Origin of the sequence: Pseudomonas sp. PDM26, from assembly GCF_019219185.1 — a bacterium.
GTDB lineage: Bacteria > Pseudomonadota > Gammaproteobacteria > Pseudomonadales > Pseudomonadaceae > Aquipseudomonas.
This window is the reverse complement of record NZ_JAHUWC010000001.1, coordinates 781,717-793,982: the sequence shown is the minus strand read 5'-3', so window position 1 is coordinate 793,982 and position 12,266 is coordinate 781,717. Positions and strand designations below refer to the sequence as shown.

General features: G+C 59.4%; 15 protein-coding genes. 7 read left to right on the top strand and 8 right to left on the bottom strand.

What is annotated here, in order from left to right:
• Positions 1 to 42: 42 nt before the first annotated feature.
• Together KW849_RS03670 and KW849_RS03665 are read right to left on the bottom strand one after the other, a co-directional pair.
• Positions 43 to 1,272 (bottom strand): winged helix-turn-helix domain-containing protein, encoded by a 1,230-nt coding sequence (locus KW849_RS03670; protein ID WP_218427718.1) that lies wholly within the window; start codon positions 1,270 to 1,272, stop codon positions 43 to 45.
• 64 nt (positions 1,273 to 1,336) lie between these two features.
• Positions 1,337 to 1,552, bottom strand: coding sequence for a DUF1127 domain-containing protein (locus KW849_RS03665; RefSeq protein WP_108219636.1), 216 nt, complete (start codon positions 1,550 to 1,552; stop codon positions 1,337 to 1,339).
• Between the two features lie 95 nt (positions 1,553 to 1,647).
• Between KW849_RS03665 and KW849_RS03660 the strand changes: the two genes are divergently transcribed.
• Positions 1,648 to 2,502: a LysR substrate-binding domain-containing protein gene (locus KW849_RS03660; protein WP_108219637.1), complete on the top strand. Its 855-nt coding sequence runs from the start codon at positions 1,648 to 1,650 to the stop codon at positions 2,500 to 2,502.
• Here KW849_RS03660 and KW849_RS03655 read toward each other — a convergent pair.
• Positions 2,492 to 3,241, bottom strand: a complete 750-nt coding sequence (locus KW849_RS03655) for a sulfite exporter TauE/SafE family protein (RefSeq protein WP_218427715.1) — start codon at positions 3,239 to 3,241, stop codon at positions 2,492 to 2,494. The two genes, KW849_RS03660 and KW849_RS03655, sit on opposite strands and share 11 nt — an antisense overlap.
• A gap of 111 nt (positions 3,242 to 3,352) precedes the next feature.
• Here KW849_RS03655 and KW849_RS03650 point away from each other — a divergent pair, with 111 nt between their 5' ends.
• The 4 genes from KW849_RS03650 to KW849_RS03635 all read left to right on the top strand — a co-directional run bounded on the left by KW849_RS03650 (position 3,353) and on the right by KW849_RS03635 (position 6,672).
• Positions 3,353 to 4,309, top strand: a complete 957-nt coding sequence (locus KW849_RS03650) for a LysR family transcriptional regulator (protein WP_218427713.1) — start codon at positions 3,353 to 3,355, stop codon at positions 4,307 to 4,309.
• 67 nt (positions 4,310 to 4,376) lie between these two features.
• Positions 4,377 to 4,838 carry a MarR family winged helix-turn-helix transcriptional regulator gene (locus KW849_RS03645; RefSeq protein ID WP_218427710.1) on the top strand — a complete coding sequence of 154 codons (462 nt, stop codon included), beginning with the start codon at positions 4,377 to 4,379 and terminating at the stop codon, positions 4,836 to 4,838.
• A gap of 363 nt (positions 4,839 to 5,201) precedes the next feature.
• Entirely contained in the window at positions 5,202 to 5,621 is a 420-nt protein-coding gene (locus KW849_RS03640; protein WP_046031808.1) for an organic hydroperoxide resistance protein, read from the top strand.
• A gap of 34 nt (positions 5,622 to 5,655) precedes the next feature.
• Positions 5,656 to 6,672, top strand: a complete 1,017-nt coding sequence (locus KW849_RS03635; protein ID WP_218427707.1) for an alpha/beta hydrolase — start codon at positions 5,656 to 5,658, stop codon at positions 6,670 to 6,672.
• Between the two features lie 198 nt (positions 6,673 to 6,870).
• Here the strand turns inward: KW849_RS03635 and KW849_RS03630 are convergent, their stop codons facing one another.
• Positions 6,871 to 7,440 (bottom strand): elongation factor P, encoded by a 570-nt coding sequence (locus tag KW849_RS03630; RefSeq protein ID WP_007943632.1) that lies wholly within the window; start codon positions 7,438 to 7,440, stop codon positions 6,871 to 6,873.
• Positions 7,441 to 7,488: 48 nt separating this feature from the next.
• Positions 7,489 to 8,631 carry an elongation factor P maturation arginine rhamnosyltransferase EarP gene (earP, locus tag KW849_RS03625; RefSeq protein WP_218427705.1) on the bottom strand — a complete coding sequence of 381 codons (1,143 nt, stop codon included), beginning with the start codon at positions 8,629 to 8,631 and terminating at the stop codon, positions 7,489 to 7,491.
• Between the two features lie 124 nt (positions 8,632 to 8,755).
• Here earP and KW849_RS03620 point away from each other — a divergent pair, with 124 nt between their 5' ends.
• A complete protein-coding gene (locus KW849_RS03620) occupies positions 8,756 to 9,166 on the top strand; it encodes a hypothetical protein (protein ID WP_218427703.1) in 411 nt (136 codons plus the stop codon).
• 2 nt (positions 9,167 to 9,168) lie between these two features.
• On the top strand, positions 9,169 to 9,651 hold the full coding sequence (locus KW849_RS03615; RefSeq protein WP_108219643.1) for a GreA/GreB family elongation factor: 483 nt from the start codon (positions 9,169 to 9,171) through the stop codon (positions 9,649 to 9,651).
• A 16-nt stretch (positions 9,652 to 9,667) separates the two neighbouring features.
• On the opposite strand, the gene cysB is transcribed toward KW849_RS03615, so the two are convergent.
• The 3 genes from cysB to KW849_RS03600 form a co-directional block, all read right to left on the bottom strand.
• Positions 9,668 to 10,642 carry an HTH-type transcriptional regulator CysB gene (gene cysB / locus KW849_RS03610; RefSeq protein ID WP_007998136.1) on the bottom strand — a complete coding sequence of 325 codons (975 nt, stop codon included), beginning with the start codon at positions 10,640 to 10,642 and terminating at the stop codon, positions 9,668 to 9,670.
• Positions 10,643 to 10,754: 112 nt separating this feature from the next.
• On the bottom strand, positions 10,755 to 11,258 hold the full coding sequence (locus KW849_RS03605) for a universal stress protein (protein ID WP_218427701.1): 504 nt from the start codon (positions 11,256 to 11,258) through the stop codon (positions 10,755 to 10,757).
• A 95-nt stretch (positions 11,259 to 11,353) separates the two neighbouring features.
• Complete coding sequence (locus KW849_RS03600) at positions 11,354 to 12,259, bottom strand: 5'-nucleotidase (RefSeq protein ID WP_108219645.1); 906 nt, start codon at positions 12,257 to 12,259, stop codon at positions 11,354 to 11,356.
• Between the last annotated feature and the right edge of the window lie 7 nt (positions 12,260 to 12,266).

The window sequence follows — 12,266 nt, the reverse complement described above, 5'->3', positions numbered from 1 at the left end:
CTCGATCACTGTAGGAGCGGGCTTGCCCGCGAAGGGGCCTGCTCAAACACCGCCAATTTGTGAGAATGCCACCCGCAACCTTACCGCACTCGCTCGTGGGCAATTCAGCTGAACCTGCGCCAACCCCAGCCAATCCGCCATCTGCCGCAGATTGACCGCCAACACCAGCATCCCCTCGTCATCCAGCCCCGCTTCCTCCTCATGCACTGCATGCACCGCCAAACGTCCAGCCTCCCGCTCGGCGCGCAGATCGACTCGCGCGGCAATCCGTTCGTTGTGCAAAAAAGGCAGGACGTAATAGCCATAAACGCGTTTGTCCTGTGGCGTGTAGATCTCCAGCCGATAACGGAAATCAAACAGCCGCTCAGTCCGGCTGCGCTCCCAGATCAGCGAATCGAACGGTGAAAGCAAGGCACTGGCCGTGACTTTGCGCGGCACTTTTGGCTCGGGCAGACAATAGGCCGGTTGCCGCCAGCCCTCAACTTCGCAGGTCAGCAATTCACCGGCCTCGACCAACTCGGCCAATCGCGGGCGACTGTCCGCAGGGTTCAAGCGGAAATAGTCGCGCAAGTCCTTCTCCGTACCGACACCCAGGGCCGTTGCCGCATGCCGCAACAGGCCGCGCAGGGCTTCGTCTTCGCCCAGAATGGGTTGTGCAAGCACCACCGAGGGAATCACCCGCTCCGGCAGATCGTAGAGCCTTTCGAATCCCCGCCGTCCGGCAACGGTCACCTCACCGGCAGCGAACAACCATTCCAGCGCATGCTTTTCCGCGCTCCAGTCCCACCAGGGACCGGCCCGTTCCTGACGGGTCGACAGGCTCCCGGCACCCAGCGCGCCCCGCTGCTCAACTGAAGCCAGCACCCGGCGAATGGTGTCTTGTTGTTCGCGACCAAAACGCGCCAGTTGCTCATAAATGTCTTCGCCACGGCTCGCACGCTGCATGCGCCAACGCATCAACGGGTACATGGAAAGAGGCAATAACGAGGCTTCATGGCCCCAGTACTCGAACAACGTACGGTGCCGGCCCTGACTCCAGGCAGCCTGGTCGAGTAAACCGGAAGAATAGTTACCGAGGCGGGAAAACAGCGGAAGGTAGTGCGAACGCACCAATGCATTGACTGAATCGATCTGCAGAATGCCCAGCCGTTCGATCAGGCGATTGAGCGCAGCAGCCTTGATCGCCGCTGGCGGCTGCCGCCCGTTGAACCCTTGGGCGGACAGCGCCAGACGCCGAGCCTGTTTGAGGGTAAAGGACAATGTTGCGGGCATGGGCGTCTCCTTGTCTGCTCGCAACCTACCTCACCGGTAAGGGGTTTGTGTAGCTTGGGACTCATCATTTATGCATCGGGTCATTCCAGAACGGTTTGATCGACTCGTTCTCCACATCCGCACGGCTCATGCCGATGTCCTTGAGTGCTTCGTCGCTCAAGCTCGCCAGCATTTCGCGCTCGCGATGCAGTTCGTACCAGCGGCTGACCTTGTGCAGCAGATCGGATATCACGTGAATCGAGTGTTTTTCTGCACCGTGGAATTCATGTTGACCTTTCATCTTGTTGCCCTCCGTTTGGATGGCTCCAGTCTCGCGCCGGGTCTAAGATCAATCCAACGAATGTTTCTGATGTCACATATCTCGGAGATTGATGGATGTCTGCCTACCCGAGTATCGATACCGAAGTGTTGCGCACCTTCGTCGCCATCGCCGACCAGGGCGGCTTTACCCGCGCCGGTGAAATGGTCAACCGTACCCAGTCAGCCGTCAGCATGCAGATGAAACGGCTGGAAGAAGATGTGCTGCAGCGCCAGTTGTTCCAGCGCGACGGGCGGCAGGTGCGGCTGACGGCCGAAGGCCAGGTGTTGCTGGGCTATGCGCGACGGATCCTCAAGCTGCATAGCGAAGTGTTCAACACCCTGCGTGAACCCGACATGGTCGGCACTGTGCGCATCGGCACGCCGGACGATTATGTGATGCGGTTCCTCCCGGGGATTCTGCGCCGATTTGCCCAGTCCTACCCGCTGATTCAGATAGAAGTGCACTGCGAATCATCCAAACAACTGCTGATGCGCCAGGACCTGGACCTGTCCATCGTGACCCGCGAACCGGGCAGCGAAATCGGCCAGCTTTTGCGCAAGGAGCGTTTTGTCTGGGCCGAGGCGCAATGCTACAGCGCCCATGAACAGACGCCGTTGCCGCTGGCGATGTTCAACAGTGATTGCTTCTGCCGCCTGTGGGCCTGTAATGCACTCGATGCCATGGGTCGCGATTACCGGGTGGCGTACAACAGCGACAGCCTGTCGGCGATCATGGCGGTGGTCAGCGCCGGCCTGGCCGTCACCGCGCAACTTGAAAGCCTGATTACCACGGACATGCGCATCCTCGGTGAGGCCGAGGATCTGCCGCTGCTGCCCGAGGCCAGCATCATGCTCGTGCGCAACCTGCATAACCCGTCGCCGATCACCGAGTGTCTGGCCGAGCACATTGTCGAAGGTTTCAAACCTTGAAGGCGAGCATCGCCGCACAGAACACCAGGAACCCGCAAAACAGCCCGCGCAGCAGCCGCTCCGACAATGCGTGGGCAACCTTCACGCCCCAACTGATGCTCATCAGCCCGCCGACCGCCAAGGGTAAGCCGATCACCCAACTGACCTGATGGTGCACGGCGTAAGTCACCAGCGTCACTCCGGTACTCGGCAAGGCCAGCGCCAACGACAACCCCTGCGCAACCACCTGGCTGGTGCCGAATAGGCTGGTCAGCACCGGCGTTGCCACCACCGCGCCCCCCACGCCGAACAACCCGCCCATCGTGCCGGATGCAGCGCCAAGCACGCCCAGCCAGGGCCATGAGTAGTTCATCTGCGAAGCCGGCGCTGCGCTGGCGGCGAATAGGCGAAGCAAGTTGTAGGCCGCAAGTGCAATTAGAAACGCGACAAAACCTATGCGCATGGTTTGCGCATCAATGCCCACCGCCCAGATCGACCCGAGCCAGGCGAAGCAGAACCCCATGATGGCCAGCGGTAGCGCGTGGCGCAGTTCGATCCGGTTGCGCTGATGATAGCGCCACAGCGCCAGCATCACGTTCGGCACCACCATCACCAGCGCTGTGCCCTGGGCAATCTGCTGATCGAGCCCAAACAGCACGCCCAACAGTGGAATGGCGATCAGGCCGCCGCCGATGCCAAACAACCCGCCGAGCGTGCCCAAGGCAGCGCCGAACGCCAGATACATCAAGAACTCAATCACAGCATTTTCCCCGTTGCCGTCAGGCCTTTGATCCTACGCAGTTGCTTGTGGCGCGGAAACGCACAGCGACGCACAATGGCTGTGCCAAATTCGCACAAGCGCAAACCTGCCATGAACCCCAATCAACTGACCGACCAACTGGCTTTGTTCCTCGACGTGCTGGAAACCGGCAGTTTTTCCGCCGCCTCGCGCCGTCATCCGCTGACCCCTTCGGCCGTGGCACGGCGCATCGACAGCCTGGAAAACGCGGTCGGCAGTCAGTTGTTCACCCGCAGCACGCATGCGGTACGCGCCACCCCGGCGGGATTGGCCTTTGCCGAGCGAGCACGGCGGATCGTCGCCGAGTTGCGCCTGGCTCGAGCCGAGGCGGTGTCCCTGAGCAGCGTGCCGGAAGGTCTGATTCGTATCGATGCACCAGCAGCCTTTGGGCGCCGGCATCTGGCACCGGTGATTGCCGATTTCCTCATGCTCTATCCCGGGCTCGATGTGCAATTGCACTTGATCGACAGTTTCGTCGACATGCAGGGACAGAACCTCGGCAAGGTCGATCTGGTGCTGCGCGCCGGCCAAATGGCCGACACCCGACTGGTGGCCACGCCGCTGGCGAGCATCGTGCGCATCGCCTGCGCCAGCCCTGAGTATTTGCGGTGTCGCGGCGTACCGACCGATCCGTCACAACTGAATGAACACGACGGACTCGATTGGGATGGCCTGGCCCCGCTATTCGCCTGGCGCTTCGAGCGGGATGGGCAAATGCAGCTGCACCGGCCGGCGCGGGTCCGCATGAGCGCCAACAATGCCGAGGCACTGGTCTGCGGCGCGCTGGCCGGACTGGGTATCGCGCACCTGCCAACCTGGCTGGCCAGCGAGTACCTGTTGCGGGGTGAGTTGCTGCCGTTGTTCTGCGAAAGCGGCCTGCCGAAACCTGAAAGCGCCGGCATCTATGCCTTGCGCCTGGAACAACAACCCAACTCCCGCAGTCGCTTGTTGCTGGAGTACCTGAAAACCCGCTTCAGCCCGGTTCCACCCTGGGATCTGCTGCTGCAAACCCATTTGCAACAGCACTGATCAAATTTATCTGGCGCATTAAAGATTCGCCCGCTAGATTCCTAAGATCACAGATCAAGGCTTCGACATGACCACCGAGCGCAACACCCCGGACAACTGCGAAAACCTGCTGCTGGACAATCAGGCCTGCTTCGCCCTGCATTCCACTTCACTGATGATGACCAAGGTCTACAAACCCTTGCTGCAAGCGCTGGGCCTGACCTACCCGCAATACTTGGCGATGATGGTGTTGTGGGAACGGGACGGTTTGACCGTAGGCGAAATCAGCACGCGGTTGCTGACCGATCCAGGCTCGTTGACGCCGCTGCTCAAGCGCCTGGAAGCCGAAGGCTTGCTCAGCCGCACCCGCAGCCGCGAGGACGAGCGCGTGGTGATCGTCGAACTCACCGAGCAGGGCCGAGCCTTGCGCGACAAGGCCCGGGATATCCCCCAGTGCATCCTCGGCGCTAGCGGAATGACGCTGGAGCGCCTGCAAAACCTGCAAGCGGAGCTGCAAGAACTGCGTCGTCACCTGCAAGACAGCCTGTAGTCTCCAATTCACCACAAATCCCCCTGTGGGAGCGGGCTTGCTCGCGAAGGCGATAGATCAGTCGACTCTTGTGTTGACTGATACACCGCTTTCGCGAGCAAGCCCGCTCCCACATTTGTTTTGTGCTGTACCGAAAAATCGGGCTCACCGCTTGTTTCTGAAAAAATCCCTGCCGAAAAAACTCTCCTCGATAGCTCTAGCTCAACACTTCCAGCCAAAACACCCCCGCTGCCTTTTCGTTTTTTCAAATTTCTTTGAAAATTTATCTTGCGCGCAAAATATTAGCGATATACATTTATTTCGCACTTACTTAGCGCGCAAACATTTAGCGCAAAAAAACAAACCCCGAACGAGGCCTTCACCATGCAAACTCTCTACACCGCAATCGCAACTTCCACCGGTGGCCGTGACGGTCGTGCGGTTTCCAGCGACAACATCCTCGACGTCAAACTCGCCACCCCGAAAGAACTCGGCGGCGCTGGCGGCGCAGCCACCAACCCTGAGCAACTGTTCGCCGCCGGCTACTCCGCCTGCTTCATCGGCGCCCTGAAATTCGTGGCCAGCCAGACCAAGCGCAGCATCCCGAACGACGCCTCGATCACCGCCCATGTCGGCATCGGCCAGATCCCCGGCGGCTTCGGTCTGGACATCGACCTGCACATCAGCCTGCCGGGTCTTGAACAAGCCGACGCACAAGCACTGGTCGACGCGGCCCACCAGGTCTGCCCGTACTCCAACGCCACCCGTGGCAACGTCGATGTGCGTCTGCACGTAACCGTCTAAGCGCTGACTACCCAGGCCCGAACAGGAAACGAACATGAACACTTTCAGCAAAGTCTTGACCGGCACCCTTCTCGCCTTGTCCATCAGCAACGCGTTTGCAGGTCCCGGGGTTGAACACAACACCCAGGCGTTCCTCGACGTTCTGAACGCCGGTACCGGCAAGCCGATGGAGCAAATGACGCCCGCCGAGGCCCGCGCCGTTCTGGTAGGCGCGCAGGCCGGGGTGAAGCTGACACTGCCAAAAGCCGATGTCAGCCAGAAGACCATTCAAGTCGACGGCCAACCGATCAGCCTGACCATCGTCCGGCCGGCCGGGGTCAAGGGTGAGCTGCCGGTGTTCATGTTCTTCCACGGCGGTGGCTGGGTACTGGGAGATTTCCCGACCCACGAGCGGCTGGTACGTGACCTGGTGACAGGTTCGGGTGCAGCAGCCGTCTTCGTGAACTACACGCCGTCGCCGGAGGCGCATTACCCGGTGGCGATCAACCAGGCTTACGCCGCGACCCGTTGGGTGGCCGAGCACGGTAAAGAGATCAACGTCGATGGCAAGCGCCTGGCGGTAGCCGGCAACAGTGTCGGCGGCAACATGGCGGCGGTGGTTGCCCTGATGGCCAAGGACAAGGGCACACCGGCGATCAAGTTCCAGGTGCTGCTGTGGCCGGTGACTGATGCCAACTTCGAAACGGCGTCCTACAACCAGTTTGCCGAGGGGCACTTCCTCACCAGGAACATGATGAAGTGGTTCTGGGACAACTACACCACCGACGCCAATCAACGAAACGAGATCTACGCCTCACCACTGCGCGCGACCACCGCCCAGTTGAAAGGGCTGCCTCCAGCGCTGGTGCAGACCGCCGGAGCCGATGTGTTGCGCGACGAAGGTGAAGCCTACGCCCGTAAACTCGATGAAGCCGGTGTGCCGGTGACCTCGGTTCGCTACAACGGCCTGATCCACGACTACGGTTTGCTCAACGTAGTGAGCCAGGTGCCGGCGGTGCGCTCGGCGATGTTGCAGACGTCTGAAGAACTGAAACAACACCTGAAGAAATAACACCGCCCCCACCCTGTAGGAGCGAGCTTGCTCCGGGCGGCGTTCCGACGATGGACTTGAAGGCGACGCGTTTCATCGAGAAATACGCGTTATCGTTAACCTCCATCGCGAGCAAGCTCGCTCCTACAGGGGGCGTGTTCCAGCATGCACAAAAAAGCCCGACTCAATGGTCGGGCTTTTTCATTCCTGAAGCTGTGCTTATTTGGCACGGCCTTTGTAGGAACCGCCTTCGCGGGTATCGATCTCGATCATGTCGCCGATTTCGATGAAGTCAGCAACCGACAGCTCGGTACCGTTCTTCAGTTTGGCAGGCTTCATTACCTTGCCGGAAGTGTCGCCGCGAGCGGAACCTTCGGTGTAGTCAACCTGACGCACGATGGTGGTCGGCAGCTCTACGGAAACCAGACGCTCTTCGAAGAAGATCGCTTCGCAAACATCGGTCATGCCTTCTTCAACGAAAGGCAGAACGGCTTCGATGTCTTCAGCGTTCAGCTCGTACATGGTGTAGTCGGTGGTGTCCATGAACGTGTAGGTATCGCCGCTGATGAAGGACAGGGTCGCTTCTTTGCGGTCGAGGATTACGTCGTCCAGTTTGTCGTCGGCGCTGTAAACGATCTCGGTCTTGTAACCGGTCAGCAGGTTCTTCAGCTTGGTCTTCATGATCGCGCTGTTACGACCGGACTTGGTGAATTCAGCTTTCTGAACCAGCCAAGGATCGTTTTCGAGACGAATCACGGTCCCGGGTTTCAGTTCTTTACCAGTTTTCATTGCGAATATCCGAATTTGGATGGGATTTACAAAAATCTAGGCCGCGTATCATATCCAATTTCCATAAAACTGTACCAGCGCCGTGGCAAGATCGGCCTGCAAGGCCTGCTCCAGACACCACGCCTCGGCGTGTTTTTCCAGCTCTGGCCAGTGTTTACGGGTGAATTGCCAGTGGTCGGCCATTTTCTCACCGGCGTTCCACGCGCGCCAGAGACCGCTGATCGCCTCCCGTGCAGGTTCAGAAAGCCCCTTTATATAGACTTCGAGGAAGGCCTCGAGTTTGTCCAGATGGATATCTTCTTCCTGCCGGTAGATGTGCCAGAGAAATGGCCGGCCGGCCCATTGAGCGCGCACAAAGGAGTCTTCGCCGCGCACGGCATTGAAATCGCAACACCACAGCAACAAGTCGTACTGGTCCTGGCGGACGAACGGCAGCACTTGCACGGTCAAGGCTTCACGCACATGCACGGCACCGGCCGCCAAACCCTCCATACCGAGCCAACGTTCTACGTCGCCGAGAATCCGCCCTTCCGGCACCAGCAGATGAGTGGTCGTCGAATCGCCTGCCATCCCATCGAGCCAACTGCTCAAACCGGTATTTTCGTAGGCGAACAATGAGATCATCTGTGCGCCGGGTGCAGGATCAATCCCCAAACCTTGCAGGAATTCTCTTTGAGCCTGCGGGTTTTGCTGAAATTGCCGACGACGCTCAAGCAACCCGCGCTCACGTAACAACCCCCCAGTGCCCTTCTGGAACCCCGGAAAGAAAAAGAACTTCTGCACGCTTTTGTATTTCACCGAGGGCAAACCGTGGCAGCCGATGACCCAGTCCTCGGCACTCAGGTAATCGAGGTTCATCCACAGCGGCGTTTTTTCCCGCTCGGCCATGGCCTCCATATAGGCGCTCGGCAACTGGCAGGCAAATGCAGCAATCACCACATCGGCGGCTTCGGTCGGCTGCCACTCGGCGGGCCATTGGCGCACTTCGACGTCTTGCTGCCACTGCTGCGCAGCATGGATGTCGATTTCCGGGCACAGGCGCTCGAACGCTCGCAGATCATCGACCCACAGACGCACCGCCACTCCATGCTCGGCCACCAGTTGCCGGGCCAGTCGCCAGGTCACGCCGATGTCGCCGAAGTTGTCGACCACGGTGCAAAAAATATCCCAGCGGGTTTTTATTTCAGGCATTGCAGGCTCCCGTTGGCAAAGGCGCCGATTGTCCGCATAAATTACCCCGTACAGAAGAGCCGACGGCGATTATTCTTCATGCGACAATCGCCACTCGCCAGTGACCTTTCGCCAAGAGGCAACCATGCCCCACCGCCCCACTCCGCGCCGTTCTTTCCCGATCAGCCTCAACGCCCTGCAACTGACCGGCAGCATCGCCCTGGGCATATGGCTGGGATTCATTGCCATTGTGCTGACCTGCTGGCTCGCTTCGCGCCTGCTTTTCAGCGAACAATTGGCATCTGTGGCGGCAGCTGTGGAACAACTGGCCAAACCACCGGTGGTGACTCAACCAGTGCCGGACATCGCGCCACAGAGCCCGCTGTTCGAGCAATATGAAGAAAATCTGCGCAAGAACGAGCAGCAGCAACGGCTCGATCAGGCGCGCAGCAGCGGTCGCAACCTGTCCAACCCAAGCTGTCAGTTCTGGCTGCAACAGGACCGGACTGCACCCAGCGAAAAAAGCCGCGCCAACGTCCAGCAATTCTGCGATTGATCATGAATAAGCATACCGTCCACCAACTGATTCTCGATAAGCTGCGGATCGATCTCGACATCTCTGAACGGGCCGCACAAACCGCCTACGAAACGGCGACCCATGAAGAAAACATCGCCGAGAACAAATACGACACCCTGGGGCTGGAAGCCTCCTATCTCGCGGCAGGACAAGCCAGGCGGGTCGAGGAAATTCGCCAGTCACTGAGCCTCTGCCAGAACCTGGCCCTGCGCCCGTATGACGATCAGCGGGGCATCGAAGTGGGCGCGCTGCTCGGGCTCGAGGACGAGAAGGGGCGCGAACAATGGCTGTTTCTTGCCCCCGATGCAGCCGGATTGAAGGTCGATCTGGTGGGGCAACTGATAACCGTCATCACCCCGCGCTCACCGCTGGGCAAAAGCCTGCTGGGCAAGTTCGAGGGCGATGAGGTAGAGATCATGGTGGCGGGCGCTCGGCAACAGTTCGCTGTCACCGAGGTGATTTGACCGGCAGGAAACGCTATCAGTGAACGGGCAGTTCGACGCCGTCGAACAGCTCTTCCAGTTCCTGCTTGTTGTGGCATTGAATGGCCTTGGCCATGACTTCGCGGGTCAGGTGCGGCGCGAACTTCTCGATGAAGTCGCACATGAAACCCCGCAGGAAGGTGCCGCGACGGAAGCCGATCTTGGTCACGCTGGACTCGAACAACTCACTGGCATCGAGCACCACCAGGTCGCTGTCGAGTTTGCTGTCGACGGCCATTTTCGCCACGATGCCCACGCCCAGACCCAGGCGAACATAGGTCTTGATCACGTCGGCGTCGGCGGCGGTGAACACCACTTTCGGCGTCAGGCCACGATGGCTGAACGCTTCGTCGAGTTTCGAACGACCGGTAAAACCGAACACATACGTCACGATCGGGTACTCGGCCAGCGCTTCGAGGGTCAGTTTCGACAGTTTGGTCAATGGGTGCCCTTGAGGCACGACCACGCAACGGTTCCAGCGGTAGCACGGCATCATCACCAGATCACCGAACAGCTCGAGCGCTTCGGTGGCAATGGCGAAATCCACGGTGCCATCAGCGGCCATTTCGGCGATTTGCATGGGCGACCCCTGGTGCATATGCAGGGCAACGTCCGGATATTGCTTGATGAAATTGCTGATCACCGGCGGCAACGCATAACGCGCCTGGGTGTGGGTGGTGGCGATCGACAGGGTGCCTTTCTTCTCGTTGGAGAATTCCTGGGCGATCTGCTTGATGCTTTCAACTTTGCGCAGAATTTCGCCAGCGGTGGTGATGATGCGCTCGCCGGCCGGGGTAACGCGGGTCAGGTGCTTGCCGCTGCGGGCGAAAACCTCGACGCCCAGTTCGTCTTCCAGCAGACGGATCTGTTTACTGATGCCCGGTTGAGAGGTGTAAAGACTTTGGGCTGTAGCGGAAACGTTGAGGTCGTGGTGCGCCACTTCCCAGATGTAGCGCAATTGTTGAAGCTTCATATGAATCCCTCAAAGCAGGTAGACGCCACGGGCATCAGCGACGGTATATAACTATATTAATGGTACGAAGAATAAATCTAGAACTTTTTTATCAAATTGCCATTATTCTGTTCTAGCGATCCCCTAGCCGACGACGTTGCATCAGCGGCACCAGATAGACCGGTACCTTGGACAGTTGCAGCACACGGGCGGCGGTTCGCCCCAGAGGCGTTTCCGCACCCGCACCGTGGCTGTGACTTCCTACGATCAACAAATCCACGGAGAGTTTCTGCGCCTGGTCCAGAATCACCTGCGATGGGTCGCCCTGCACCACCCGTACTGCCTGAATCCGCTCCAGATCGTGCTCCCCTTCATCCCCCAACTCCTCACGAAAACTGTCGAGCACACGCTGCTCGATACTGGCAATCACAGTATTCAGGCCCTGGCTGTGAAACTCGTTCAGCGCCTGTTCATCGAGATAACTTTCGAGCACCGATTCAGCAAACAACCCCATGGGTTCAACCGCATGCACCACATACAAATCGGCATTGAAGATCCGGGCCAGCTCCAGGGCATGCTGCATCACCACGGGCGCGTACAGGCCAAGGTCAGTGGCATACAGCATCGAACGAATCATATGACCTCCTCGACTGCCAACATGGCGGAGATTTGATTCAGCTTAGCAGTGCCTTGGCGACTGCGACGTGCGGCGCAACGCATTGAACGGTGGGCTTAAACCTTTTGCTCGTTGCTTATGCCATGGGGCACATGACCGGTGGCGACGACTTCACGGGCCAATTCGCAGTGGCCGGCCTGATCGTCGAAAAACACATCGGCCGCGAAGGCTTCGAGAAAGGCTGACTTGGTCAGGCCGCCGAGGAACAGCGACTCGTCGAGACGGATGTCCCATTCGCGCAACGTGCGAATCACTCGCTCATGAGCCGGCGCCGATCGCGCCGTGACCAGCGCAGTACGGATCGGACAGGCGTCCTCCGGGAACTCACGCTGCAAAAGATTGAGGGCGGCGAGAAAGCCCTTGAACGGTCCGCCGCGCAACGGCTCACGGGCGGCCTCACGCTCGCTGGCCTGGAACGCCTCCAGACCACCGGCCTGATAAATGCGCTCCGACTCATCGGAAAACAGCACCGCGTCTCCGTCGAAGGCGATGCGCAATTCGTCGCTGGCCGCACGACTGGCACCGCCCGAAAGAATGGTCGCCGCGGCGAACCCGGCGTCCAGTGCATTGCGTACGTCTTCGGCGTGGGTCGAGAGAAACAGGTCGCAGCCAAAGGCCTTGAGGTAGGGATACGGACTGCGCCCGCCGACAAAGGCCGCGCGCGAGATTGCCAGGCCGTAATGGTCAATTGAGTTGAATACCCGCAGCCCGGTGTCGGCGCTGTTGCGCGACACCAGAATCACCTCGACCCGGGCACGGCCAAGGCTATTGTTGAGGTTCAGGAGTTTGTGCACCAACGCAAAGGCATCGCCGGGTTGGAGGATTTCGTCTTCGTGTTCGATCTGATACTGCCGGTAGGCTTCGACGCCGCTCGACAGATAGACCTTGTGGCTTTCGCTCAGGTCGAACAGCGCCCGCGAAGAAATCGCCAGCACCAGTTTGTCGTCAATTGCCTTTGGCATGCCCTTC

Excerpts from the sequence above, each read along its gene's own strand:
- KW849_RS03670 (WP_218427718.1), bottom strand. The coding sequence starts at position 1,272 with ATGCCCGCAACATTGTCCTTTACCCTCAAACAGGCTCGGCGTCTGGCG.
- KW849_RS03665 (WP_108219636.1), bottom strand. The coding sequence starts at position 1,552 with ATGAAAGGTCAACATGAATTCCACGGTGCAGAAAAACACTCGATTCAC.
- KW849_RS03660 (WP_108219637.1), top strand. The coding sequence starts at position 1,648 with ATGTCTGCCTACCCGAGTATCGATACCGAAGTGTTGCGCACCTTCGTC.
- KW849_RS03650 (WP_218427713.1), top strand. The coding sequence starts at position 3,353 with ATGAACCCCAATCAACTGACCGACCAACTGGCTTTGTTCCTCGACGTG.
- KW849_RS03645 (WP_218427710.1), top strand. The coding sequence starts at position 4,377 with ATGACCACCGAGCGCAACACCCCGGACAACTGCGAAAACCTGCTGCTG.
- KW849_RS03640 (WP_046031808.1), top strand. The coding sequence starts at position 5,202 with ATGCAAACTCTCTACACCGCAATCGCAACTTCCACCGGTGGCCGTGAC.
- KW849_RS03635 (WP_218427707.1), top strand. The coding sequence starts at position 5,656 with ATGAACACTTTCAGCAAAGTCTTGACCGGCACCCTTCTCGCCTTGTCC.
- KW849_RS03630 (WP_007943632.1), bottom strand. The coding sequence starts at position 7,440 with ATGAAAACTGGTAAAGAACTGAAACCCGGGACCGTGATTCGTCTCGAA.
- earP (WP_218427705.1), bottom strand. The coding sequence starts at position 8,631 with ATGCCTGAAATAAAAACCCGCTGGGATATTTTTTGCACCGTGGTCGAC.
- KW849_RS03620 (WP_218427703.1), top strand. The coding sequence starts at position 8,756 with ATGCCCCACCGCCCCACTCCGCGCCGTTCTTTCCCGATCAGCCTCAAC.
- KW849_RS03615 (WP_108219643.1), top strand. The coding sequence starts at position 9,169 with ATGAATAAGCATACCGTCCACCAACTGATTCTCGATAAGCTGCGGATC.
- cysB (WP_007998136.1), bottom strand. The coding sequence starts at position 10,642 with ATGAAGCTTCAACAATTGCGCTACATCTGGGAAGTGGCGCACCACGAC.
- KW849_RS03605 (WP_218427701.1), bottom strand. The coding sequence starts at position 11,258 with ATGATTCGTTCGATGCTGTATGCCACTGACCTTGGCCTGTACGCGCCC.
- KW849_RS03600 (WP_108219645.1), bottom strand. The coding sequence starts at position 12,259 with ATGCCAAAGGCAATTGACGACAAACTGGTGCTGGCGATTTCTTCGCGG.